22 protein-coding genes are annotated in these 23519 nt (G+C 61.7%); all 22 read right to left on the reverse strand.

The annotated features are described in order from the left end of the window. Nucleotides 1–15: 15 nt before the first annotated feature. Nucleotides 16–462, reverse strand: coding sequence for a PaaI family thioesterase (locus tag VPH40_RS10715; protein ID WP_099665668.1), 447 nt, complete (start codon nt 460–462; stop codon nt 16–18). Nucleotides 463–524: 62 nt separating this feature from the next. Further along, on the reverse strand, nt 525–2924 hold the full coding sequence (locus VPH40_RS10720) for a 3-hydroxyacyl-CoA dehydrogenase/enoyl-CoA hydratase family protein (protein ID WP_328573434.1): 2400 nt from the start codon (nt 2922–2924) through the stop codon (nt 525–527). Between the two features lie 14 nt (nt 2925–2938). Then, nucleotides 2939–4729, reverse strand: coding sequence for an acyl-CoA dehydrogenase C-terminal domain-containing protein (locus tag VPH40_RS10725; protein ID WP_034753387.1), 1791 nt, complete (start codon nt 4727–4729; stop codon nt 2939–2941). Nucleotides 4730–4807: 78 nt separating this feature from the next. Further along, on the reverse strand, nt 4808–5410 hold the full coding sequence (locus VPH40_RS10730) for a TetR/AcrR family transcriptional regulator (RefSeq protein ID WP_070278980.1): 603 nt from the start codon (nt 5408–5410) through the stop codon (nt 4808–4810). Nucleotides 5411–5668: 258 nt separating this feature from the next. Beyond that, nucleotides 5669–6058, reverse strand: coding sequence for an RNA-binding S4 domain-containing protein (locus VPH40_RS10735; RefSeq protein ID WP_077398991.1), 390 nt, complete (start codon nt 6056–6058; stop codon nt 5669–5671). Then, nucleotides 6055–7218 carry a cardiolipin synthase ClsB gene (gene clsB / locus VPH40_RS10740; protein WP_099665671.1) on the reverse strand — a complete coding sequence of 388 codons (1164 nt, stop codon included), beginning with the start codon at nt 7216–7218 and terminating at the stop codon, nt 6055–6057. The genes VPH40_RS10735 and clsB overlap by 4 nt, the downstream gene beginning before the upstream one ends. Before the next feature lie 9 nt (nt 7219–7227). Then, nucleotides 7228–8049, reverse strand: coding sequence for an endonuclease/exonuclease/phosphatase family protein (locus tag VPH40_RS10745; RefSeq protein ID WP_251349339.1), 822 nt, complete (start codon nt 8047–8049; stop codon nt 7228–7230). 72 nt (nt 8050–8121) lie between these two features. Further along, nucleotides 8122–8415: a hypothetical protein gene (locus tag VPH40_RS10750; protein WP_046682130.1), complete on the reverse strand. Its 294-nt coding sequence runs from the start codon at nt 8413–8415 to the stop codon at nt 8122–8124. A gap of 19 nt (nt 8416–8434) precedes the next feature. Then, nucleotides 8435–8899 carry a dihydroneopterin triphosphate diphosphatase gene (nudB, locus tag VPH40_RS10755; protein ID WP_328573435.1) on the reverse strand — a complete coding sequence of 155 codons (465 nt, stop codon included), beginning with the start codon at nt 8897–8899 and terminating at the stop codon, nt 8435–8437. A gap of 87 nt (nt 8900–8986) precedes the next feature. Next, nucleotides 8987–10789 carry an aspartate--tRNA ligase gene (gene aspS, locus VPH40_RS10760; protein ID WP_180278639.1) on the reverse strand — a complete coding sequence of 601 codons (1803 nt, stop codon included), beginning with the start codon at nt 10787–10789 and terminating at the stop codon, nt 8987–8989. Between the two features lie 63 nt (nt 10790–10852). Next, complete coding sequence (locus tag VPH40_RS10765) at nt 10853–11494, reverse strand: DUF502 domain-containing protein (RefSeq protein WP_077398981.1); 642 nt, start codon at nt 11492–11494, stop codon at nt 10853–10855. A 40-nt stretch (nt 11495–11534) separates the two neighbouring features. Next, on the reverse strand, nt 11535–11843 hold the full coding sequence (locus VPH40_RS10770; protein WP_077398979.1) for an FmdB family zinc ribbon protein: 309 nt from the start codon (nt 11841–11843) through the stop codon (nt 11535–11537). Between the two features lie 79 nt (nt 11844–11922). Further along, nucleotides 11923–12525, reverse strand: a complete 603-nt coding sequence (locus VPH40_RS10775) for a methyltransferase (RefSeq protein ID WP_305053875.1) — start codon at nt 12523–12525, stop codon at nt 11923–11925. Nucleotides 12526–12544: 19 nt separating this feature from the next. Continuing rightward, nucleotides 12545–14116, reverse strand: a complete 1572-nt coding sequence (gene ubiB / locus VPH40_RS10780) for a ubiquinone biosynthesis regulatory protein kinase UbiB (RefSeq protein WP_099665676.1) — start codon at nt 14114–14116, stop codon at nt 12545–12547. Further along, entirely contained in the window at nt 14113–14751 is a 639-nt protein-coding gene (locus VPH40_RS10785; RefSeq protein WP_289912344.1) for a ubiquinone biosynthesis accessory factor UbiJ, read from the reverse strand. The genes ubiB and VPH40_RS10785 overlap by 4 nt, the downstream gene beginning before the upstream one ends. A 152-nt stretch (nt 14752–14903) precedes the next feature. After that, nucleotides 14904–15848 (reverse strand): Tim44 domain-containing protein, encoded by a 945-nt coding sequence (locus VPH40_RS10790; protein WP_328573436.1) that lies wholly within the window; start codon nt 15846–15848, stop codon nt 14904–14906. Between the two features lie 42 nt (nt 15849–15890). Beyond that, a complete protein-coding gene (ubiE, locus tag VPH40_RS10795; protein ID WP_034753359.1) occupies nt 15891–16625 on the reverse strand; it encodes a bifunctional demethylmenaquinone methyltransferase/2-methoxy-6-polyprenyl-1,4-benzoquinol methylase UbiE in 735 nt (244 codons plus the stop codon). 29 nt (nt 16626–16654) lie between these two features. Next, nucleotides 16655–17896: an RNA polymerase sigma factor gene (locus VPH40_RS10800; protein WP_328573437.1), complete on the reverse strand. Its 1242-nt coding sequence runs from the start codon at nt 17894–17896 to the stop codon at nt 16655–16657. A 2-nt stretch (nt 17897–17898) separates the two neighbouring features. Continuing rightward, nucleotides 17899–18243 carry a YciI family protein gene (locus VPH40_RS10805; RefSeq protein ID WP_328573438.1) on the reverse strand — a complete coding sequence of 115 codons (345 nt, stop codon included), beginning with the start codon at nt 18241–18243 and terminating at the stop codon, nt 17899–17901. A gap of 98 nt (nt 18244–18341) precedes the next feature. Further along, on the reverse strand, nt 18342–18791 hold the full coding sequence (locus tag VPH40_RS10810) for a DUF971 domain-containing protein (RefSeq protein WP_328573439.1): 450 nt from the start codon (nt 18789–18791) through the stop codon (nt 18342–18344). 9 nt (nt 18792–18800) lie between these two features. Then, nucleotides 18801–19250 carry an HIT family protein gene (locus tag VPH40_RS10815; RefSeq protein WP_328573440.1) on the reverse strand — a complete coding sequence of 150 codons (450 nt, stop codon included), beginning with the start codon at nt 19248–19250 and terminating at the stop codon, nt 18801–18803. Further along, nucleotides 19250–23290, reverse strand: coding sequence for a DUF3683 domain-containing protein (locus VPH40_RS10820; protein WP_328573441.1), 4041 nt, complete (start codon nt 23288–23290; stop codon nt 19250–19252). Before VPH40_RS10820 ends, VPH40_RS10815 begins: the two co-directional genes overlap by 1 nt. Nucleotides 23291–23519: the final 229 nt, after the last annotated feature.

Below are 23519 nucleotides of genomic sequence, written 5' to 3' on the forward strand. Positions count from 1 at the left end.
GTCCGGGGTAGAGGCTTATCGCTTCTGCGACAAATACCAGTCCACCGTCACCTGTGCCGCCAGCGTGCCTTCGGAGTCGAAGATATCGACTTCCACGGGAAACGCCACCTTGCCGTCCTGCGCCAGCTGCGCCTTCAAGGCAGCCAGGTCGCCCGGTACCCGGCCTTCGGCGCGCGTCGCGCCCCGGGCCACCTTCTGGTACTGGATGCGCGACTCCTTGGCCACCGGGCGCAAGCCCAGTATCAGCTCGGCGAAGCCGCCCGCCATGGCCGCGCCGGAAGCCGTTTCGGCCAGGGTAAACAAGGCGCCCGCATGCTGCGTGCCCAGGTGATTATTCAGTTTTGGATCTTCCGGCAGCGACACCTTCGAGGTGCCGGCGCCGATGTCGTCGATGCTGATCCCCAGCAGCCGCACGAAGGGCAAGGTGTCCATCATCTGTTGTTTGATACGGTCATACACCATGCTTGGCCTCACGCGCAGTAATACTCTAAAAACCAGGGACAGGATCGTCATCGACGTTGTGCTTAGTTGCGTACCGGTTTACCGGTTTGCATCATGCCCATGATCCGTTCCTGGGTTTTCGGATGGTTCAACAGCTCCAGGAATGCCTTGCGTTCCATATCCAGCAGCCACTGTTCGCTGACGAAGCTGCCCTGGTCCACGTCGCCGCCCGATACGATCTCGGCGATCATCTCGCCCAGCTTGAAATCGTGCGCCGAAATGAAGCCGCCGTCGCGCATATTGACCAGCTGCGCCTTGATGGTGCCCCAGCCGTAACGGCCAGTCACCTGGATCAGCGACGGCAGTTGCGGACGGAAGCCCGCGTCGAACATGGCGCGCGCTTCGACCTTGGCCACGTGCAGCAGCTCGTAGGCGTTGAACACGATCACGTCGTCTTCCTTCAGGTAGCCCATTTTCTTCGCTTCCAGCGCCGATTTCGACACGTTGGCGGTAGCCGCATTGGTGAAACCCGTTTTCAGGAATTGCAGGATGTCGTTACCCTTGGCTTCCTTGTAGGCGCGCTGCGCCGCTTCCTTCAGGCCGCCGCCGGCAGGAATCAGACCCACGCCCACTTCCACCAGGCCGATATACGACTCGATCGAGGCCACGCGCTTCGACGCATGCAGCGCCAGCTCGCAACCGCCGCCCAGTGCCAGGCCAGCGACCGCGGCGATCACCGGCACGTTCGCGTATTTCAGCGACATGAAGGTGTTCTGCAGTTCGGCGATGATCGGATCGACGGCTTTCACGCCGCCTTGCATGAACGCCGGCAGGGCCGATTGCAGGTCGGCGCCGGCCGAGAAGGCGCCGCCTTCGGCTGCGTCGGCGTGCCAGATCACCAGACCCTTGAAGTTCTTTTCCGCTTCGGCCAGCGCCAGTTTCAGGCCATTGATCACGCCTTCGCCGATCACGTGCATCTTGGTCTTGAACGAGATGATCAATACATCGTCGCCCGTATGCCAGACGCGCACGGATTCGTCTTCGAAGACGGTGGTGCCGGCGGTCTTGCCGTCGATGGCGCCGCTGCCCAGGACTGGCGCGCGGAATGGCTGGCGGTCATACACGGCCAGGGTCGAACGGGGCACGAAGCTGTTCGACACGGCCGAATACGAACCTTCCGGCGTGTGCACGCCGCCTTGTTCAGCGACCGGGCCTTCGAAGACCCAGGCTGGCAGCGGTGCATTGCACAGCGCGTGGCCGGCGTCGATGTCTTCCTTGACCCAGTTGGCCACTTGCAGCCAGTTCGATGCCTGCCACGTTTCAAACGGGCCCACGTTCCAGCCGAAGCCCCAGCGCATGGCGAAGTCGATGTCGCGCGCATTGTCGGCCACGGTGTCCAGATGGATGGCGATGTAGTGGAAAGCGTCGCGGAAGATCGCCCACAGGAACTGGCCTTGCGGGTTCGTCGATTCACGCAGCGCCTTCATCTTCTTGACCGGATCCTTTTCTTTCAGGATGCGGGCGATGATGTCGGCAGCCTTGGCGCCGCCGGCCACGTATTCACCGGTGGCGAAGTCCAGGCGCTGGATTTCCTTGCCGACCTTCTTGTAGAAGCCTGCGCCGCTCTTCTGGCCCAGCGCGCCTTTTTCCACCAGCTGTGCCAGCACGGCCGGCGTCTTGTAGACGGCAGCGAACGGATCGTTCGGCAGGTAGTCCTGCATGGTCTTGATCACATGGCCCATGGTGTCCAGGCCAACCACGTCCGCCGTGCGGAAGGTGCCCGACTTGGCGCGGCCCAGCTTGGCGCCCGTCAAATCATCGACGACGTCGACGGACAGGCCGAATTTTTCGGCTTCATGCACGATGGCCAGGATGCCGAATACGCCAACGCGGTTGGCGATGAAGTTCGGCGTATCCTTGGCGCGGACCACGCCCTTGCCCAGGGTGGTGGTCAGGAAGCCTTCCAGCTGATCGCTGATCTCGGGCTTGGTGAACTCGGTCGGGATGATCTCGACCAGGTGCATATAGCGCGGCGGGTTGAAGAAGTGCACGCCGCAGTAGCGCGATTTCAGGTCGGCGTCGAAGCCTTCGGCCAGCTTGGTGATCGACAGGCCCGAGGTGTTCGAGGCGAAGATCGCGTTCGGGCCGATGTGCGGGGCCACCTTCTGGTACAGGTCGTGTTTCCAGTCCATGCGCTCGGCGATGGCTTCGATGATCAGATCGCAACCGGCCAGCAGGTCCAGGTTGTCTTCGTAGTTGGCCACCTGGATCAGCGCGGCGTCATCCTTGTTGCCCAGCGGCGCAGGCGACAGCTTTTTCAGGTTCTCGATGGCGCGCAGCACAATGCCATTCTTCGGGCCTTCCTTGGCCGGCAGGTCGAACAGCACGACCGGCACTTTCGCGTTGATGCAATGGGCGGCGATCTGCGCGCCCATCACGCCGGCGCCGAGGACGGCTACTTTTTTAACGATGAAATTGGTCATATTTTCCTCAAGTCTTAGAACAGGTCTGCGTCGAGTGCCATCAGGTTGGCCGAACCGGAACGCGCCTGACGGATCAGGGTTGCCGTTTCAGGCTGCAAGCGGGCGAAGTAGAAACGTGCGGTAGCCAGTTTGGCGGTGTAGAACTTGTCGCCGCTGGATTCTTTTTCGAGGGCGATCTTGGCCATCTGCGCGAACAGGTAGCTGTAGATCATGTGGCCGACGACGCGCAGGTAAGGCACGCATGCCGCGCCCACTTCGTCCGGATTCTGGAATGCCTTCATGCCGATTTCCATGGTCAGCTTGGTGACTTTGTCGCCCAGGTCGCCCAGTGGCGTAACGAATTCGCTCATCGCTTCATCGGTGCCGTTGTCTTCGACGAAAGCCTTGATCTTTTCGCCGAACTTGCGCAGCTTGGCGCCGTTGTCGCCTAGGATCTTGCGGCCCAACAGGTCCAGCGACTGGATCGTGTTCGTGCCTTCGTAGATCATGTTGATGCGCGCGTCGCGCACATACTGCTCCATGCCCCATTCCGAGATGTAGCCGTGGCCGCCGAACACTTGCATCGCATCCGAGGTGGCGATCCAGGCGTTGTCGGTGATGAAGGCCTTGATGACGGGCGTCAGCAGCGCCACTTCATCGGCCGCTTCCTTGCGCACGTCGGCGTCTGGGTGGTGCAGTTCGCGGTCGATCTGCAGCGCCACGTAGGAGGTGAACGCGCGCGCGCCTTCGGCGTAGGCTTTACCGGTCAGCAGCATGCGGCGCACGTCAGGGTGCACGATGATGCGGTCGGCCGGCAGTTCCGGGTTCTTGATGCCGGACAGCGAACGCATTTGCGTGCGGTCCTTGGCGTAGATCAGCGCGTTCTGGTAAGCGATTTCCGTCAGGCCCAGCGACTGCATGCCCACGCCCAGGCGGGCCGCGTTCATGAAGACGAACATGGCGTTCAGGCCCTTGTTCGGCTGGCCGATGATCCAGCCTTTCGCGCCGTCCAGGTTCATCTGGCAGGTCGAATTGCCGTGGATGCCCATTTTTTCTTCGATGGCGCCGCAGGTGATCGGATTGCGCTCACCGACAGTGCCATCCGCGTTTGGCAGGAATTTCGGCACCAGGAACAGCGAAATGCCTTTCGAGCCTTCCGGCGCGTCCGGCACGCGGGCCAGCACCAGGTGCAGGATGTTTTCCGCCATGTCGTGCTCGCCGGCCGAGATGAAGATCTTGTTGCCGGTGATGGTCCAGGAACCGTCCGCCTCAGGCAGCGCTTTCGAGCGCAGCAGGCCCAGGTCGGTGCCGCAGTGCGGTTCGGTCAGGCACATGGTGCCCGTCCATTCGCCCGACACCAGCTTCGGCAGATACACTTCCTTCTGGTGGTCGGTGCCGTGTTCCTTCAGGCACTCGTAGGCGCCGTGCGACAGGCCTGGGTACATGGACCAGGCCTGGTTCGACGAGTTCAGCATTTCATAGAACGAATTGTTCAGCACGACAGGCAAGCCCTGGCCGCCGTATTCCGGATCGCACGCCAGGGCCGCCCAGCCGCCTTCGACATACTGCTTGTAGGCTTCCTTGAAACCCTTAGGCGTGGTCACGCTTTTCGTGACGGGGTCGTGGTGGCAGCCTTCGCGGTCGCCGGAGTGGTTCAGCGGGAACAATACTTCGGAGGTGAATTTGCCGCCCTCTTCCAGCACCTGGTTGATGATGTCGGCGTCGACGTCGGCGTACGACGGCATTTGCTTCAGTTCTTCTTCCACTTGCAGGAACTCATGCAGGACGAATTGCATATCCCGGATTGGCGCGACGTATTGACCCATAATTTTCTCCTGAAGGCGATTAGCTAAAGTGTTGTACTTGTAAGTGCGTGTGCGTTGTTGCGGATACTGCCTGACGGCTTATTTGCTTGTGACGGAATTCTGGTACGACGCCAGCAGGCGGACAAAGCCCGCTTGCGCCCGTTCGATGCTGCCCGGCACGCGCAGGAAGCGCGCATCGTGATGCAGGGCCAGGATCAGGCCATACATCTCGTACACCAGCTGCTGGGCATCCGTGTCCGCTTTCAGGTCGCCCGTGGCGATCGATTGCTCGACACAGCGGAGCAGCGCGCCCTGCCAGGCCCGCACCATGGCCACCAGGGCTTCACGGATGGGACCGGGACGGTCGTCATACTCGACGGCGCCGCTGATATAGATGCAGCCGGAAGCGATTTCCACGCTGACCCGCTTGACCCAGCGCGCAAACATCGATTGCAGGCGCTGGATGCCGCGTGGTTCTTTCATGCTGGGAAAAAAGACTTCTTGCTCGAAACGATAGTGGTAAAGCTTCAGCACTTCCATCTGCAAGTCTTCGCGCGAGCCAAAGTGGGCAAACACGCCCGACTTGCTCATGTTCATTTTGTCCGCAAGCAACCCAATGGTCAGGCCTTCCAGGCCGTCGCGGCTGGACAAGTCCAGCGCCACGTCGAGGATGGCTGCACGGGTCAGTTCGCCCTTGCGCATGAATTTGACTGAAGTATTCAAGAGGTCCGTTCTAAAAGTGATGTTGCCGATTTGGCGGACTGAAGCGAGGGTAAAAAAAAGCACGCCTCGAAAAAATCCGAACGCTCGTACTATTATCCACTACCACGTAAAAGTCAAACGGGAACTTTAGAGCCGGCGTTCTATTGGTGCAGCGCAGCATTTTCAGGCTGCGTGTTTACAGCGATTTCAGGAGGGCAAAAGCGTCGCGCGCCCTTGCCGCTCCACATCAGGCGAGCCTCAGGAAAGGTCGCCTGCCTTGCTCAATTGACGGCGGTCGCGCTTGGTCGGCCGCCCCTTGATGGTGGTGCCTGGCTCGCGGAACAGCTTGCGCTCCTCGGCCAGCTGCTCGCGGCGGGCGATGCTGGCCGGCGTTTCGCCATACAGCAGGCGCGCCACGGGCGCCGCGCCGCGCTTGTCGGACAGGCCTAGCACGGCCACTTCCCACGTCTCCGCGCCATTATCGATGGCCAGCTCGTCGCCCACGCGCAGGCTGCGCGCCGGTTTCACGCGCTCGCCGCCCACTTTGACCTTGCCCGTGTCGACGGCTTCGCTGGCCAGCGAGCGCGTCTTGAAGAAACGTGCCGCCCACAGCCATTTGTCCAGCCTTACCGTTGTCATCTCATTCATGCGTACTTGCCTACTGAAAAAATGCGCATCACCAGCCGGTACACGAGGAACGCGGCTTCGTAGCCGATGCGCCGGAAACGGCCGATGTGCTTGAAATCATCCTGGTGAATCACGATGCCGTCGGCGACGCCCTGCTCTATATGCTGGCGCAAGCTTTGCGCGAACGCCACATCCTTGATGACCACGTTCGCTTCCTGGTTCAGGAACAGGCTCAGCGCATCGATATTGCTGGAACCGACCGTCGCCCAGTCATCGTCGACGACGGCCACCTTGGCGTGCAGCTGCGTCTTGCGGTATTCGACGATTTTCACGCCGGCGGCCAGCAGTTTCGGGTAAAACGAGTGCGCCACGGCGTCCTGCATGCGGAACTCTCCCACGCCGATCAACAGCACCACGTCCACGCCCCGCTGGGCCGCCTGGGCCAGCGCGCGGCGCAGCTTGTGGCCGGGCGCGAAATACGGGTTGGCCAGCATCACGCTTTTCCTCGCCTGGCCCAGCGCCTGCAGGTAGGCGCGCTGGATGGTGCGGCGGTTGCGCAGGTTGTCGCGCACGACAAAGCCGGCCACCACGGGGTTCTTCGCCAGCTCCTTGCTGACGACGCGCATCTTGCGGTACAGCTTGATACGCCGCACCAGGTTCATCTTGCCCAATCTTGCCCACTGCGCCTGCACTTCTTCGTGGATGGCGTCCACCAGCGGGCCCTTCACCTGCACGGCGAAATCCCAGCGCGGCGCTTCCAGGCTGATGTTGTGGTCGTAGTCGCAAAACATGTCGTCATTGATATTGATGCCGCCCACCAGGGCGATTTCACCATCGGCCACGCAGATCTTGCGGTGCGTGCGCGTGATGCCGCGCCGGAACCACGGATTGAAGATGCGGTGGTGCACACCCGCCGCTTCCAGCTCTGCATGCATGGCGTTGACCCGGCGGTTGCCCGTGCCGAACCAGTCCGTGATCATGCACACCAGCACGCCGCGCGCGGCGGCACGCTTGAGCGCATCGAGCACCAGGGCGCCCGTGGCGTCGTCGGCAAAGATATACGTTTCGAAATACACTTCCGAGCGCGCGCCGTCGATGGCGGCGATCAAGGCAGGAAAGTAATCGGTGCCGCAATACAGCAGCTGGATGTCGTTGTGGGCGATGAAATTGACTGTGCGCATGCCGGCAGTCTACGCGAGTTTCAAAGCGGCAACTATCGGCGCGTGGTCCGACAATTTGGCCCACAGGGTGCCGTGCATCACTTGCGCGCCTTCCACATGGAAACCGCGCACATAGATGCGGTCCAGGCGGAACCACGGCAAGGCGGCGGGAAAGGTACGCGCCGGCACGGGAATCGGCGTTTTCGTCTGGCGCCGCGCCAGGGTACGCACCAGGTCGCCCAGGGCCGAGTTCGAAGCCCGCTGGTCGAATACCTCGACCACACCGAGCGCGTTGCGCAGCTTGTCGCTGAGCGTGTTGCGCCAATCGTTGAAGTCGCCCGCGATGATGACGGGCTCGCCATTCGGCGCCGACTCCATGACGGCGTCGATCAGCGCCTGCGTCTGGCGGCCCCGCCCCGACTCGAACAGGCCCAGGTGGACGACGTAGCAATGCACATCGGCCTGCGGCGTCTTGAGCACGCAATGCAGGATGCCGCGTTGCTCGTAGGCATGGTCGGACACGTCGTGGTTGGTTTGCGAGGCGATGGGAAACTTGCTCAGCAAGGCGTTGCCATGGTGGCCATGGTCATACACGGCATTCATGCCGTAGGCGGAATGGTGCTCGGGGCCGGCAAAGAACTCGTGCTGCGACGCTTCCGGCCAATGCTTGTGGCCGTTCTTCTCGGCGCCATAGCGGGCCGCATTACGGTCGTGCTTGCCTTGCACCTCTTGCAAAAAGACAACATCGGCATGGAACAGGGCAATCGCCTGCTTTAAAGCATGCACGCGGGGCAAGCCCCGCACGGAGGAGACACCCTTGTGTATATTATAAGTTGCTACGCGGATTTTCATGCATTGATTCTACTCCCAGACAGGCCCCGCGCGGCGCCGGCGTAGGTGCGCGTGCGCGCCTAAAACCCACAATCAGGCCAGCATGCGTCCCACGCCCGCCGTCACGCTGACGATCAACGCCGTGATGCCCGCCGCCCAGACGATTTTCACCAGCAACGGTGCGCCGCGCCAGGCCACGGTGCGCTTGCCCTTGGCAAACGCACCCGGGTGCAGCAGCCAGCCGATGGCCATCAGCGGCATGCCGATCGGCGGCGTGCGGCCGGGCACGGTGGAGCTGAACAGCAGGAAGATAAAGCACAGGCAAAAAACGATGCCCAGGGTGCCCAGCAGTTTTTGCTGCGCAGTCAAATGTAACCAGTTCAACATGGAATGCTTTCTAGGAAAATCAGGTGGGACGCGCCAGACCCGTCATGGCCGGCAATTGCAAGATCGCTTCCGCGTTGGACGACGAGAAACAGCGGTCGGCCGCCGCCAGATACGGCAGCCACGCATACTGCAAATGCTCGCGCGGACTCAGGGTGACGGCGATGTCGCGCGGCACTTGCACGCTGAACACGTGTTCCGTGTTGCGCGTCACGCCCGGCGCATAGCGGTGGCGCCAGATCGGATAGATCTCGTACACATTCGATAAGTTCCAGTCGCGCAGCACGATATCGTGCCCATCGGCAACGATGCCGGTTTCTTCCGCCAGTTCGCGCGCAGCCGTCTGCAGCAGCGGTTCGTCGACGGCGTCGACGGAACCCGTCACGGATTGCCAGAAACCGGGTTGGCCCGCGCGCTCGATCAGCAAGACGTCAAGGTCCGCCGTATGGATGACGACCAGCACGGAAACGGGAATTTTATGGCTCATATCAAGAATGAAAAAGGCGCCTCGCAGCGCCTTTTTTTGCCTCAGCAAGTAAAACGGTAGCGGCTGCCTGGGCAGCCGCATGCTTCATTACACTACTTTTGGCTCGGTGCTGCGCAAACGGATGTGCAGTTCGCGCAGTTGCTTCTCGTCAACTTCCGACGGCGCATGGGTCAGCAAATCTTGCGCGCGCTGGGTTTTCGGGAAGGCGATCACGTCGCGGATCGATTCGGAACCCGTCATCATGGTCACGATACGGTCCAGGCCGAATGCCAGGCCGCCATGCGGTGGCGCGCCGTATTGCAGGGCGTCGAGCAGGAAGCCGAATTTCAGCTGCGCTTCTTCGGCGTCGATCTTCAGTGCGCGGAAGACCTTGCTTTGCACTTCTTCGCGGTGGATACGGATCGAACCGCCACCCAGTTCCCAGCCGTTCAAGACCATGTCGTAGGCCTTGGCGATGCAGGCGCCCGGATCGCTTTCCAGCATGTCTTCATGGCCGTCTTTCGGCGCCGTGAACGGATGGTGCGTCGCCGTCCAGCGGTCCGCTTCTTCGTCGTGCTCGAACATCGGGAAGTCGACCACCCACAATGGCTTCCACACGTCTTCGAACAGGCCGGCTTTCTTGCCGAATTCGCTGTGACCGATTTTCACGCGCAGCGCGCCGATGGCGTCGTTGACGACCTTGGCCTTGTCCGCGCCGAAGAAGATCAGGTCGCCGTCTTGCGCACCGGTCTGCTCCAGGATCGTGGCCAGCACGTCGGCAGGCAGGAACTTGACGATCGGCGACTGCAAGCCTTCAGGACCCTTGGCTTTCTCGTTGACCTTGATGTAAGCCAAACCCTTGGCGCCGTAGATGGCGACGAACTGGGTGTAGGCGTCGATTTCCGAACGGGGCATGCTGCCGCCTTGCGGTACGCGCAGGGCTACCACGCGGCCGCCCTTCATGTTGGCGGCGCCGTTGAAGACCTTGAATTCGACCGACTTCATGACTTCGGTCAAGTCCGTGAAGGCCAGCTTGACGCGCATGTCCGGCTTGTCGGAGCCGTACAGGCCCATCGCTTCGGCGAAATCCATCACCGGGAACGGGTTCGGCAAGTCGATGTTCAGCGTGTTCTTGAAGACGACGCGGATCATGTCTTCGAACAGGTCGCGGATTTCCTGTTCCGTCAGGAACGAGGTTTCGCAATCGATCTGCGTGAATTCAGGCTGGCGGTCAGCGCGCAAGTCTTCGTCGCGGAAGCACTTGGTGATCTGGTAGTAACGGTCGAAGTTGGCGACCATCAACAGTTGCTTGAACAACTGTGGCGATTGCGGCAAGGCAAAGAAGCTGCCCGCGTTCACGCGCGACGGCACCAGGTAATCGCGCGCGCCTTCTGGCGTCGACTTGGTCAGCATCGGCGTTTCGATGTCGATGAAGCCCAGCGCGTCGAGGTACTTGCGCACTTCCATCGTCACCTTGTAGCGCAGGCGCAGGTTGTTTTGCATTTGCGGGCGGCGCAGGTCCAGCACGCGGTGCGTCAGACGCGTCGTTTCCGACAGGTTGTCGTCGTCCAGCTGGAACGGCACGGGCACGGAAGGGTTCAGCACTTCCAGCTCCGAGCAGACCACTTCGATCTTGCCCGATTTCAAGTTGTTGTTGATCGTGCCTTCGATACGGTTGGTCACGACGCCCGTCACGCGCAGGCAGAATTCGTTGCGCACGGCTTCGGCGACCTTGAACATCTCCGCTTGTTCCGGGTTGCAGACGATTTGCACCAGGCCTTCACGGTCGCGCAAGTCGATGAAAATCAGGCTGCCGTGGTCGCGGCGGCGATGTACCCAGCCGCACAGGCTGACGGTTTGTCCCAGCATGGCTTCGGTAACGAGGCCGCAGTATTCAGTACGCATAGACATAAAATTCTCAGTTCAGGTTAGTGAGTGTTCAATCCGGCCACGTCCCGCATGGGACGCCTGCCTTTATTCTTTGGCTGCCGGGGCCGGTACAGCAACAACTTCCGCAGGCGCCACCACGCCCATCGAGACGATATATTTGAGCGCCGCATCGACGCTCATGTCGAGTTCGACGACATCGCTGCGCTTCATCATCAGGAAAAAGCCCGATGTCGGATTCGGCGTCGTCGGCACGTACACGCTGACATAGTCGCCCACCAGGTGGTTTGCCGCATCACCGCCCGGCACGCCGGTCAGGAAAGCGATGGTCCAGGAGTTCTGGTGCGGATACGGCACCAGCACGGCCTTGCGGAAGGCATTGCCCGACGGGGAAAACAGGGTATCCGACACTTGCTTGACGCTCGAATACAGGGAATTGACGATGGGTATGCGTTGCAGCAATTTTTCCCACAGTTTCACCACGTAATTGCCGACCAGGTTATTCGTCAGCAAGCCCGTGAAGAACACGATCAGTACCGTCAATACCGTGCCCAGGCCGGGAATGGTGCTCAGCGCGGGAATCTGGCGGCCGAACCAGACGCTGGGCTGCGTACTGCCGGGCACCAGCAACAGCGACTGGTCCATCGTGCTGATGACCAGATTCAGGACCCAGGCCGTAATGGCCAGGGGCACCAAAATCAGTAATCCGGTAATAAAGTATTTACGCATCGGTTTCTCGGTAAGGGATCGTATCGGCGCGGCGCGCTTTTCAGTCCGCTTTCGGCGCAGCGGCAGCCGGGGCGGGCGCAGGGGCCGCGGCAGGCGCGCTCTCGGCGGCCGGGGCGGGTTTGGCGTTATCGGCCGGGCCCGTCGGAATGGCCGTGGTGGGCGCCGTGCCGCCGCGGAAATCGGTCGCGTACCAGCCGGTGCCCTTCAATTGGAAACCGGCGGCCGTCAATTGTTTCTTGAAACTGGGCTTGCCGCACGACAGGCACACCGTCAGTACTGGATCGGAGATCTTTTGCAAGACGTCCTTGGCAAAACCACACTCGTCACAACGGTAAGCGTAAATCGGCATCTCTACTCCGAGAAAATCATCAAAAACCCTGAATTATAAAGCTTTTCCTTTGTCGCCAGCGGAAATTGCCCCGCCCGCCTCAGTCCGCCCGGCGGCGCCAGCTCATCCAGCGCTCCTTGCCGGCAAAGACGGCGATGGAATCGTCGACGGCGTCATCGGCCAGGCAATCGAAATGCGGCGCCAGCAATTCCTGCAGTGTCTCACGCGATATGCCGAACGGCGGCCCCTTGGCATTGTCGTCAAAGAAAAAGTAACCGGCCAGCATGGCACCGGGCGCCAGCAGCTGCGCCCAGCGGGCCGCCACTTGCGGCCACATGGCGCGCGGCATGGCGCACAGGAAAGCCCGTTCATAGATCAGGTCCAGCGGCGCAACGGGTTCCCAGGCAAAGAAATCCGCTTCCACCACCCGCCCTGCCCGCTCACCCAGCTGGATGCGCGCGGCCGCCACGGCACCGGGCGAAAAGTCGATGGCCGTGGCATCCCAGCCGTGCTCCAGCATGAAGACCAGCTCATACGCCGAGCCACAACCGGGAATCAGGCAGCGCAGCGGCGCCGGGCTGCCGGCAACGAAGCTGCGCAGGCGCGCGGGCACGCCGCCGTGGTCCCAGGGCGTGAATTGCTTCTCGAAACGCTCGTCCCAGAAGGCGGGCGAGAGCGGGTCGCGGGTGTGGAAGTCAGCCATCACTTACGTCCTCAGCCAGTTAAAACGGCAGTTGATGCCAGCGCATGAACACTTGCAAGCCCAGCGCACCGAGCGCGAAAGCGCCCACGAAGTAGACGATAAAGCTCAGCAGGCGGTTCGTCTGGCGTTGCTCCGCCAGCAAGGTTTTCATCAATTCCACCTCGTTTTCGCGCGGTTCGCCATGCACCGTCAAGGCCTGGTGCAGCAAGCGCGGCAGTTGCGGGAAGATGTGCGCATAACGGGGTGCCTCGGCGCGCAGGCGCTCCATGAAGCCTTGCGGCCCCACCTGGTTGCTCATCCATTTTTCCAGGTAGGGCTTGGCCGTTTGCCACAGATCCAGTTCCGGGTCCAGCTGGCGGCCCAGGCCTTCGATATTGAGCAGGGTCTTTTGCAACAGCACCAGTTGCGGCTGCACTTCCACATTGAAGCGGCGCGAGGTCTGGAACAGGCGCAGCAAAACTTGTCCAAAAGAAATATCTTTCAGCGGACGGTCGAAGATGGGCTCGCAGCAGGCGCGCACGGCCGCTTCCAGCTCATCGACGCGCGTATCCTTCGGCGCCCAGCCCGATTCGATATGCGCCTCGGCCACGCGCTTGTAGTCGCGGCGGAAGAAGGCGAGGAAGTTTTGCGACAGATAATCCTTGTCGTAGTCGTTCAGGGTGCCGACGATGCCGAAGTCCAGCGCGATGTAGCGGCCGAACGATTCGGGCGCGATCGATACGAGAATATTGCCCGGATGCATGTCCGCATGGAAAAAGCCATCGCGGAACACTTGCGTGAAGAAAATCTCCACGCCATCGCTGGAGAGTTTACGCAAGTCCACGCCGGCCGCCACCAGGCGCTCCGTCTGCGACACGGGGATGCCATACATGCGTTCCATGACGATGACGCTGCTGGAACAGTAATCCCAGTGCATTTCCGGCACCAGCAGCAAGTCCGAGTTGGCGAAGTTGCGGCGCAGCTGGCTGGCGTTGGCCGCCTCGCGCATCAGGTCCAGCTCGTCGTGCAGGTATTTGTCGAACTCGCCCACCACCTCTTTCGGTTTCAGCCGCTTGCTGTCGGCCCACAGGCGGCTGGTCCAGTCGGCGGCGATGTGCATCAGGGCCACGTCTTCGTCGATCAGCTTTTTCATGCCTGGACGCAAGACCTTCACGGCCACTTCGCGGCCATCTTTCAGGGTAGCGAAGTGCACCTGGGCAATCGAGGCGGACGCCACCGGTTCGCGCTCGAAGCGGGCAAACAGCTGGTCCGGGTGCGCGCCCAGGGACTTGGTGATCTGCGCGACGGCCAGGTCGGAATCGAACGGCGGCACCCGGTCCTGCAGGCGCGCCAGCTCTTCGGCGATGTCGAGCGGCATCAGGTCGCGCCGGGTCGACAGCACCTGGCCGAATTTGACGAAAATCGGACCCAGCTCTTCCAGCGCCAGGCGCAGGCGCAAGCCCCGTGGCGACGACAGGTCGCGCCAGAAAATCAAGGTGTCGATCAATTTGGCGGTGCGGGGAACTTGCAGACCAGAAATCGCTATCTCATCCAGGCCGTACTTGATGGAAACACGGATGATTTTAAACAGGCGCAGGAATTTCAATATCATGTAGACAAATCCGGTGAGGAGGGCTGCGGCTGGACGGCGGCGGCCGCCTTTTCCAGCCGGGCAAGGCGCTTGGCCAGGCGTTCGACGTCGTCGCGCACGCGCGTCACGCCAGCGGAATACTCTTGCAGGGTAGAAGGACGGATCAGCATGGGCTGTTCGTCGAGAAAATATTCGGCCACGTTTTCCGCCAGCTTTTGCTGGCCCGTGCGCACAAAGGCGGCCGCATCCTTCGCGCCGGACACGAGGCGCGTGGCCAGCATGGGGCCGACGACCTTTTCCAGGTCGTGCTCGGCTTCCCAGCGCAAGCCCTTGCTCAATTGCGAAATCGCATTGGCAAACTCGGCATCGCCTTCGATCTTGACGTAGGAAAACGCCCGCTCGCGGTTTTGCAGGATCAGCGGCACATCGGACAATTTCACGCGGATGGTGACGTTGGCCGGCATGTCGGCCGGCGCCGCTTCCAGCATGCCGGCGCTGTCGACGCGCAGGCGCAGGGCTACGGCGCCCGTGTCGATGCAGGCCAGCTTGCCGGCGTGCACGGCCAGTTGCTGGCGCGCCCACGGCTCCTGCGCCAGCAAGTGGTTGATTGTCGCGATGACGGGCGTCATCAGGGAGAGATCGGAAAGTGGTGCCATCTATATACTGCGCGCCGCGCGCGCCCCCAAAAAGAAAAAACCGCCCATCAAACAAGGTGGGCGGTTTCGATCTTACCAGTTCAGCAGGAAATATCTGTCAAGCATCATGCATTCCGCATGGACTTAAGCCATTATTCAGCAAGTTTTTACAATTAATTCAATTGCTGGATGCCTGCCAGAACCCAGCCGCTATTTCCGCTGACGGGTTTCGACATATTCCACACTTCCGCGAACGGTTCCGCTGCGGCGCCCGGCGCCGAACGGATCAGGCCCGTAAACTTCACGCTGGCCAGGTAGTCGTTGACGCTCGTTTCGATCCCCAGCAATTCGGCATCGATGGTGACGACATCCGTAAAGTCTGGCTGCGCGCCCCGTTCCTGGATTTGCATGCGCAATTCCGCATACACTTCCGGCGACGTGAATTCGCGGATATCGTTGACGTCCGCCTTGTCCCAGGCCGCTTGCAGGCGAATGAAATTGCTTTTCGCGTGGCGCAGGAAGGCGTCCTTGTCGAAGTCGCTTGGTACACCCCATGGCGCGGCAGCCGGGACCGGCTTATCCAGGCCTACGCCGGACGAGACGGGTTGCAGCGGCGGCAGCGGCGGGATGCGCGAACCGATGTCAGGCACGTTGCCCGCTGGCGCAGGCTGGTTGCCGCCAAAACCGGCGAACGGCGCATTGCCGCCGGCATTATTGTCGCGTTTGCCACGTACCATGCGGTAGATGAAGAACGCCACGCCGGCCAGCAAGGCCACCATCAGCAGGGTGCTGATCATGCTGGCCAGGGCGCCGCCCAGGCCAAAGTGCGACAGCAGCGCGCCCAGACCCAGGCCCAGCAAGGCGCCGCCCAGCAAGCCCTTCCAGCGGCTCGGCGCCTTGGCGGCAGTGGCCGGCGCGGGGGCTGGCGCAGGTTGCGCCTGGCGTGGCGCGGCGGCCGGCGCCGGGGTTGGTGCCGGCGCGGGCGCCTGGCGGCCCACGTTTTGCGACTGGCGGCCAAACGAACGGCCACCGCCCATGGGACGGGCCAGCGCCTCGCCCAGCATGGATACCGTGGTCGCGGCCAGCATCATGCCGACCATAAATTTCTTCAATTTCATTCCATCTCCTAAAATCACCGGCTTGGTGAGTTACAGCTTGAGTTACATCTTGATGCCGGTATGCAAAGCGGCAATGCCTGCCGTCAAATTGTAGTACTGCACCCGCTCCAGGCCCGCCGTTTCCATCATGGTCTTCAGCGTTTCCTGGTCCGGATGCATGCGGATCGATTCTGCCAGGTAGCGATAGCTTTCCGCGTCGCCGGCGATTTTCTGTCCGAACCACGGCAAGACCGAGAACGAGTACAGGTCGTACGGCTTTTGCAGGGGCGCCGCCACCTTGGAAAACTCCAGCACCAGCAGCTTGCCGCCCGGTTTCAGCACGCGGCGCATTTCCGCCAGCGCCACATCCTTGTGCGTCATGTTGCGCAAGCCAAAGGCCACGCTGACCCGGTCGAAATAATTGTCGGGGAATGGCAGTTTTTCCGCGTCACACAACAAGGTGGGGGTGAGCAAGCCGCGATTCAAGAGGCGGTCGCGGCCTACGCGCAACATCGATTCATTGATATCGGTCAACCAGACTTCGCCGGTAGGGCCCGCCTGCTTGGCGAACGCCTTCGACAGGTCGCCCGTGCCGCCGGCGATGTCGAGCACCTTGAAACCGGGGCGCACGCCCGCGTTGGCAATGGTAAACGTCTTCCACAGACGGTGCAGCCCGCCCGACATCAAGTCGTTCATCACGTCGTATTTGGCAGCGACGGAATGGAACACCTTGGCGACTTCGCGCACTTTGTCGTCTTCTGCAACTGTTTTGTATCCGAAATGGGTCGTATTGGTCATGGTAGGCAGTCTGTTTGAACTTGGGAGCATTATACAAGCGGCAGGCGCATTTCCCCGTGACGCCGGAGAAGGTATTGCCTTTCCACTGCATTCGCGGCCAGCATGGCCGCCCGGGCATACGCCGCCAGCGCCCCCCGCCGGTCGCCCTGGCGGCGCAGCAAGTCGGCCCGGGCCGCGTGCAGATAATGCGAATTGGCAAGGCTGGGCACGGCTTCCAGGCGTTCAAGCCACGCCAGGCCGTGCTCGGCGCCATGCGCCATCGCGCAGGCGATCACGGCATTGAGCAAAATCAAGGGTTCCGGCTTGTGCCGCAACAAGGCGCCATACAGGGCGCTGATCTGGCGCCAGTCCGTCTGGCTGGCCGTGACGGCCTTGGCGTGCAAGGCGGCAATGGCTGCCTGCAGTTGGTAGGGCCCTGGCGCGCGCGCCGGCAAGGCTCGTTCCAGCACGGCCAACCCCTCGGCGATCAAATCTCCCTGCCACAGGCGCCGATCCTGCTCTTCCAGGGTCAACAAACAGCCTGCGGGCGAGAGGCGGGCCGGGCCTCGCGACGCCTGCAGCAGCAGCAAGGCCAATAGCCCCTGTACTTCCGGCTGGCCGGGCTGCAGGCTGTCGAGCAGCCGCCCCAGGCGCAGCGCTTCCGCGCACAGGTCGGCGCGCAGCAAGCTATCGCCGCCGCTGGCGCAATAGCCTTCGCTAAACACCAGGTAAATCACGTGCAGCACTTGCGCCAGCCGTTGCGGCCAATCCTGGGCCGGCGGCAACTCGAAAGGGATGCGCGCTTCGGCGATCTTGCGCCTGGCGCGCAAAAGCCGCTGCGACAGGGCCGCTTCCGCCACGCCGAAGGCGCGCGCGATCTCGCCTGTGGACAGCCCACACAGGGTGCGCAGGGCCAGCGCCACCTGCGCCTCGGGCGCCAGCGCGGGATGGCAGCAGATGAACAGCAGGCGCAGGCGGTCGTCCTCGATGGCTTGCGTTTCATCAAGCATGGCCGCCGGCAGGCAGGACAGCACGGCCTCGGCCTCGCTGACGCTCTTGCCCGCGCGGCGCACGTGATCGAGGCCCGCGTTGCGCGCCACCGAGCTGAGCCAGGCCGCGGGATTGGACGGGATACCCGCCTGCGGCCACAGTTCCAGCGCCTTGCGGCACGCTTCCTGCAATACATCTTCCGCCAGGCCCAGGTCGCCGAAGCGCCGCATCAGGCCAGCCAGCACCCTGCCCTTTTCCTGGCGAAAGACGCGTTCGACGGCCGCAATGGCGTCACCGGCCATATTTATGCCGTGACAGGCCGTACTTCGATGGTGCCCAGGGAAGCCGCCGGACAACGCCCGGCCCAGGCCAGCGCCTCGTCCAGGTGGGCGCAGTCCAGCAGGTAATAGCCGCCCAGCTGCTCCTTGGTTTCCGCGAACGGCCCATCCGTGATGACAGGCTTGCCGTTTTGCACACGCACGCTGGTGGCGCTGCGCACAGGCGCCAGCTCGGCGCCGCCGCGCATCACGCCCGCCGCCTCCAGGTCCTGCGTATAGCTGACAAAGTCGGCCATCAGGCTGGCCATCTGGCCCGCTTCCATGGCGGCATAGCGCGCCTCGTCGGCGTAGATCAGGATCATGTATTCCATAGTCTCTTCTCCAAAAGAAAAATGCCCGCAAGCGCGGGCATCCATACGACGAACGGGGCGGCGGCAATCCGACAAGATTACCGCATTATTTTTTTGACTTAGTGTTTGTGCCCGCAGCTGGGTCCATGGACGTGTCCGGAAGATTGCTTGACCGTCATGTCCGCCTTGGCATCGCGGCCGCTGTCGCCCGGGTAGCCGGCGGCTGCCAAGCGATCCAGGTAATCCTGCCACAGGGTCGCTTGCTCGGCGCCCAGCTTGTACAGATAGGCCCAGGTGTACAGGCCGGAATTGTGGCCATCGCTGAAGGTGGGCTGCACGGCGTAGTTGCCGACCGGCTCCAGACCCGTGATGCCGACCAGGCGCTTACCTAATTGCAAGGTTTCCTGGCCCTTGCCATGGCCCTGCACTTCGGCCGACGGCGAGTACACGCGCAGGTATTCGAACGGCAAGGCAAATTCGCTGCCGTCGTCGAACGCCACGTCGAGCACGCGCGACTGGTTGTGCACGGTCAAGCCGGTGGGTTGGGGTGGTGCTGCTTTTTCAGTCATGACAATACTTTATGCGGATAAACGTTGAAGGATGGCGTCGCGCAAGGCCGGCAGCAGGGCGCGGCGCGCGGCCAGCACCTCGGGCGCCGTTTCGCGCTGGATCACCGCCCAGCTTGGGTTCGGGAAATGCGCGTCGTCGCGGTAGCGGGGAATCACGTGCCAGTGCACGTGCGGCGTCATGTTGCCGAAACTGGCGACATTCACCTTTTCCGGCTGCATCACTTCCCGCACGGCCAGTTCGACTTGCCACACGACTTCCATCACGTAATTGCGCTCGCCGGGCGTCAAATCCGTCATTTCCTTCACGTGCTTGTTCCAGATCACGCGGCAAAAGCCGGGATAGGCAGAATCGTCGACCGCCACGACGGACAGGCGCTCGCTGCGCCACAGCAAGGTCTCCAGACCCTGCTTGTTGGCGTAGCCGTCCAGCAAGTTGCACAGATCGCAACTCGCGGACATCACACGAGCACCCGTTCGATGCCGCCGTCATTGGCGCGTTTCACGTAATCCGGCATCCAGTTCTCTCCCAGCAAGTGTTTGGCGATTTCGACGACGATGTAATCGGCCGTCGTGCCCGAATCGTCATTGTAGCGCGACAAGCCTTGCAGGCACGATGGGCAGCTGGTGAGGATTTTGACGTCGCCCGTGAAACCGTCGCCGCGCAACTTGTCGGCGCCCTTGACCATCTCTTCTTCCTTGCGGAAACGCACTTGCGTGGAAATGTCCGGGCGCGTGACGGCCAGCGAACCCGATTCGCCGCAGCAACGGTCATTCTTCTCGATCTTCACGTTGTCCACCGTGCTGATCAGGGAATTGATGGTCTTGCCCGATTCCTGCAGCTTCATCGGATTGTGGCATGGCTCGTGGTACATATAGCGCGTGCCGTTGACGCCTTCTAGCTTGACGTTTTTCTCCAGCAAATATTCATGAATATCCATGATGCGGCAGCCAGGGAAAATCTTTTCAAACTGATACGTGGCCAGCTGGTCGTAGCAAGTGCCGCACGACACGAGCACCGTCTTGATGTCCAGGTAATTGAGCGTGTTGGCCATGCGGTGGAACAGGACGCGGTTATCCGTCATCATCTTCTCGGCCTTGTCGAACTCGCCCGCACCCCGTTGCGGATAACCGCAGCACAAATAGCCCGGCGGCAAGACCGTCTGCACGCCCACCTCCCACAGCATCGCTTGGGTGGCCAGGCCCACTTGCGAGAACAGGCGCTCCGAACCGCAACCGGGGAAGTAGAACACGGCTTCCGTATCGGCCGTGGTCGTCTTCGGATTGCGGATGATCGGGATGACCTTGTCGTCTTCGATATCGAGCAGCGCGCGCGCCGATTTCTTCGGCAGGTTGCCCGGCATCTTTTTGTTAATAAAATGAATCACCTGCGCCTTGACGGGCGGCTTGCCCGTCGATGGCGGCGGCGCTTTGGTTTGCTTCTTGGCAAATTTCTTCAGCAAGTCGTGGCCCAGGCGCTGCGCCTTGTAGCCCCAGCCGATCATGACCTTGCGCGTAGCGTTGATGGTCACGGGATCGGTGGCGTTGAGGAACATCATCGTGGCCTTGGTGCCCGGATTGAAGCTCTTCTTGTCCATCTTGCGCAGCAAATTGCGCATGTTCATCGACACATCGCCAAAGTCGATGTTGACGGGGCAAGGCGTCACGCATTTATGGCATACCGTGCAGTGGTCGGCCACGTCCTCGAACTCTTCCCAATGCTTGATGGAAATACCGCGGCGCGTCTGCTCTTCGTACAGGAAGGCTTCGATCAGGGACGAGGTCGCCAATATCTTGTCGCGCGGCGAGTACAGCAAGTTGGCGCGCGGCACGTGGGTCGAGCACACGGGTTTGCACTTGCCGCAACGCAAGCAATCCTTGACGCTGTCGGCGATGGCGCCGATATCGCTTTGCTGCATGATCAAGGACTCATGCCCCATCAGGCCGAACGATGGCGTGTAGGCATTGCGCAAGTCGGCGCCCATGCCTGGCAGGTTCAGCAATTTACCCTTGTTGAAACGGCCTTCCGGATCGATGCGCTGCTTGTAGCTGCGGAATTCGCCGATCTCTTCTTCCGTCAGGAATTCCAGCTTGGTGATGCCGATACCGTGTTCGCCGGAAATCACGCCATTGAGCGAGCGGGCCAAAATCATGATACGGCCCACGGCTTCGTGAGCGTCCTGCAGCATTTCGTAATTGTCCGAGTTGACGGGCAAGTTCGTGTGCACGTTGCCGTCGCCCGCATGCATGTGCAGCGCGACGAACACGCGGCTACGCAAGATGCGCGCGTGGATGGCGGTGGCCTCGTCGAGGATCAGCTTGAACGCGGCGCCGTTGAATATCTGGCGCAGCTGGGCGCGGATCTCTTGCTTCCAGGTAATGCGCACGGTGCGGTCCTGCACCACGTCGAACAGGGTGGCGTCCGGCTGCGTTTCCAGGCGCGCATCGAACACGGGCAGCAAGCGCTCCATGCCCAGTTCGGCCAATTCGCCCTTCACGTCCGCCAGCGGACGGTCCAGCTGGGCCAGCAGATAGGTCCAGCGGCTCGTCACTTGCGCCAACAGCTGCTGCGCCTGCTCGGCGCGGTCGCCCAGCATTTCCGCATCGTCGACCCGGTCGTCGGACGCATCGTCGCTCTTGCCTACTGGCAAATTACCCTTGCCAAAGAATTCGCTGAGGGCCTCGGCCAATTGCAGTTTATTCTTGATCGACAGCTCGATATTGATGCGTTCGATACCATCCGTGTATTCTCCCATGCGATTGAGCGGGATCACGACATCTTCATTGATCTTGAACGCATTCGTGTGCTTGGCGATCGCCGCCGTGCGAGCACGGTCGAGCCAGAATTTCTTGCGCGCTTCCAGGCTGACGGCGACAAAGCCTTCGCCCACGCGGGTGTTGGCGATGCGCACCACTTCCGACGCCGCTTGCGCGACAGCATTTTCATCGTCGCCGACGATGTCGCCGAACAGGGCCATCTTCGGCAGTACGCCCCGCTTCGACTTGGTGGCGTAGCCGACGGCGCGCAGGTAGCGCTCGTCCAGATGTTCCAGGCCCGCCAGGCGGATGGTCGTGTATTGCTCGCCTTTCGCCGGCAAGCCGTCGAGGTAATCCTTGATTTCCACGATCGACGGGATCGCGTCGCGCGCCTGGCCGAAGAATTCCAGGCAGACGGTACGGGCGAACTTCGGCATCTTGTGCAAAATCCAGCGCGCCGACGTGATCAGGCCGTCGCAGCCTTCTTTCTGGATGCCCGGCAAGCCGGCGAGGAATTTATCGGTGACGTCCTTGCCCAGGCCTTCCTTGCGGAACTTGCGGCCAGGAATTTCCAGGATTTCCGTCTTGAACGGCGCGTTCGGTTTCGTCGCGTCGCGCGTGCTCGGGTGACGCCATTCCAGCTGGAAACGTGCCAGTGCGATATCGTGGATCTTGCCCAGGTTATGGTCGAGGCGCGTGACGTCGAGCCAGTCGCCGTTCGGGTCGACCATGCGCCACGAGGCCAGGTTGTCCAGCGCCGTGCCCCACAGCACGGCTTTCTTGCCGCCCGCATTCATGGCGACGTTGCCGCCGATGCAAGAAGCATGCGCCGACGTCGGGTCGACGGCAAACACGAAACCGGCCTTTTCCGCCGCTTCCGACACTTTATTCGTGATCACGCCGGCGCCCGAATTGATGGTCGCGTATTCGTGCGTGAGGCCCGGCAAGACCGTCATTTCCACGGCGCCCAGGGTGATGAGTTTTTCCGTGTTGATGACGGCCGACATCGGCGTCAGGGGAATTGCGCCGCCCGTGTAGCCGGTGCCGCCGCCGCGCGGGATGATGGTCAGCCCCAGCTCGATGCAGCCCTTCACCAGGCCGGCCATTTCCTCTTCCGTGTCGGGCGTGAGCACGACGAACGGGTATTCCACGCGCCAGTCGGTGGCGTCCGTCACGTGCGACACGCGCGTCATGCCATCGAAGCGCACATTATGCTTTTCCGTATAGCGTCCCAGCACCTTGACCGTGCGCTTGCGCAAGTCATAGGTCTTGCGGAATTCGTCGCCAAAGTCGGCCACGGCCTTGCTGGCCGCTTTCAGCAGCAGCTCCACATTGGCGCTGCGCGCTTGCGCCACTTCGGGCGCTTCGCCACTGGCGGCCACGTCGCCGCCGGCCGCGTCGATGGACAGGCGGCGCTTGTCGACCTCGGCCAGGCGGTGATGCAAGGCATCGATCAAGCCCTGGCGGCGCTTCGGATTGTCGAGCAAGTCATCCTGCAGGTAGGGATTGCGGCGCACGACCCAGATGTCGCCCAGCACCTCGTACAGCATGCGGGCCGAACGGCCCGTCTGGCGGGCGCCGCGCAGCTCGTCGAGCAGGCGCCAGGAGTCCTCCCCCAACAGGCGTATGACGATCTCGCGATCGGAAAACGACGTGTAGTTATACGGGATTTCGCGCAGGCGGCTTGCTGCGGGACCATTCGGCGTTTCTGCCAGTAAAGCTTGGATATGTGCGGGAGCGTTCATGGAGTGTGGTGACGATGTGGACTGGACCCTAAAGGCCCATTTTATCTTATTGCGCCGCACCATGCGGGAACAGCCTTATGCCGCCCAAGGTTTAAGCATCGCACCCGTCACCATAGCAAATACGGAAAAGCCCTATTTTGCATGAATAAAAAACCAGTGTTAATCATTTTTTGACGCAAAAATGCCAAGAATCAGAGTCTGCTGCAAACTATCGAACTGCCCAAAAATG

Origin of the sequence: Janthinobacterium sp. P210005 (assembly GCF_036231865.1) — a bacterium.
GTDB classification, from domain to species: domain Bacteria; phylum Pseudomonadota; class Gammaproteobacteria; order Burkholderiales; family Burkholderiaceae_D; genus Janthinobacterium; species Janthinobacterium kumbetense.

Excerpts from the sequence above, each read along its gene's own strand:
- VPH40_RS10715 (WP_099665668.1), bottom strand. The coding sequence starts at position 462 with ATGGTGTATGACCGTATCAAACAACAGATGATGGACACCTTGCCCTTC.
- VPH40_RS10720 (WP_328573434.1), bottom strand. The coding sequence starts at position 2,924 with ATGACCAATTTCATCGTTAAAAAAGTAGCCGTCCTCGGCGCCGGCGTG.
- VPH40_RS10725 (WP_034753387.1), bottom strand. The coding sequence starts at position 4,729 with ATGGGTCAATACGTCGCGCCAATCCGGGATATGCAATTCGTCCTGCAT.
- VPH40_RS10730 (WP_070278980.1), bottom strand. The coding sequence starts at position 5,410 with ATGCGCAAGGGCGAACTGACCCGTGCAGCCATCCTCGACGTGGCGCTG.
- VPH40_RS10735 (WP_077398991.1), bottom strand. The coding sequence starts at position 6,058 with ATGAATGAGATGACAACGGTAAGGCTGGACAAATGGCTGTGGGCGGCA.
- clsB (WP_099665671.1), bottom strand. The coding sequence starts at position 7,218 with ATGCGCACAGTCAATTTCATCGCCCACAACGACATCCAGCTGCTGTAT.
- VPH40_RS10745 (WP_251349339.1), bottom strand. The coding sequence starts at position 8,049 with ATGAAAATCCGCGTAGCAACTTATAATATACACAAGGGTGTCTCCTCC.
- VPH40_RS10750 (WP_046682130.1), bottom strand. The coding sequence starts at position 8,415 with ATGTTGAACTGGTTACATTTGACTGCGCAGCAAAAACTGCTGGGCACC.
- nudB (WP_328573435.1), bottom strand. The coding sequence starts at position 8,899 with ATGAGCCATAAAATTCCCGTTTCCGTGCTGGTCGTCATCCATACGGCG.
- aspS (WP_180278639.1), bottom strand. The coding sequence starts at position 10,789 with ATGTCTATGCGTACTGAATACTGCGGCCTCGTTACCGAAGCCATGCTG.
- VPH40_RS10765 (WP_077398981.1), bottom strand. The coding sequence starts at position 11,494 with ATGCGTAAATACTTTATTACCGGATTACTGATTTTGGTGCCCCTGGCC.
- VPH40_RS10770 (WP_077398979.1), bottom strand. The coding sequence starts at position 11,843 with ATGCCGATTTACGCTTACCGTTGTGACGAGTGTGGTTTTGCCAAGGAC.
- VPH40_RS10775 (WP_305053875.1), bottom strand. The coding sequence starts at position 12,525 with ATGGCTGACTTCCACACCCGCGACCCGCTCTCGCCCGCCTTCTGGGAC.
- ubiB (WP_099665676.1), bottom strand. The coding sequence starts at position 14,116 with ATGATATTGAAATTCCTGCGCCTGTTTAAAATCATCCGTGTTTCCATC.
- VPH40_RS10785 (WP_289912344.1), bottom strand. The coding sequence starts at position 14,751 with ATGGCACCACTTTCCGATCTCTCCCTGATGACGCCCGTCATCGCGACA.
- VPH40_RS10790 (WP_328573436.1), bottom strand. The coding sequence starts at position 15,848 with ATGAAATTGAAGAAATTTATGGTCGGCATGATGCTGGCCGCGACCACG.
- ubiE (WP_034753359.1), bottom strand. The coding sequence starts at position 16,625 with ATGACCAATACGACCCATTTCGGATACAAAACAGTTGCAGAAGACGAC.
- VPH40_RS10800 (WP_328573437.1), bottom strand. The coding sequence starts at position 17,896 with ATGGCCGGTGACGCCATTGCGGCCGTCGAACGCGTCTTTCGCCAGGAA.
- VPH40_RS10805 (WP_328573438.1), bottom strand. The coding sequence starts at position 18,243 with ATGGAATACATGATCCTGATCTACGCCGACGAGGCGCGCTATGCCGCC.
- VPH40_RS10810 (WP_328573439.1), bottom strand. The coding sequence starts at position 18,791 with ATGACTGAAAAAGCAGCACCACCCCAACCCACCGGCTTGACCGTGCAC.
- VPH40_RS10815 (WP_328573440.1), bottom strand. The coding sequence starts at position 19,250 with ATGTCCGCGAGTTGCGATCTGTGCAACTTGCTGGACGGCTACGCCAAC.
- VPH40_RS10820 (WP_328573441.1), bottom strand. The coding sequence starts at position 23,290 with ATGAACGCTCCCGCACATATCCAAGCTTTACTGGCAGAAACGCCGAAT.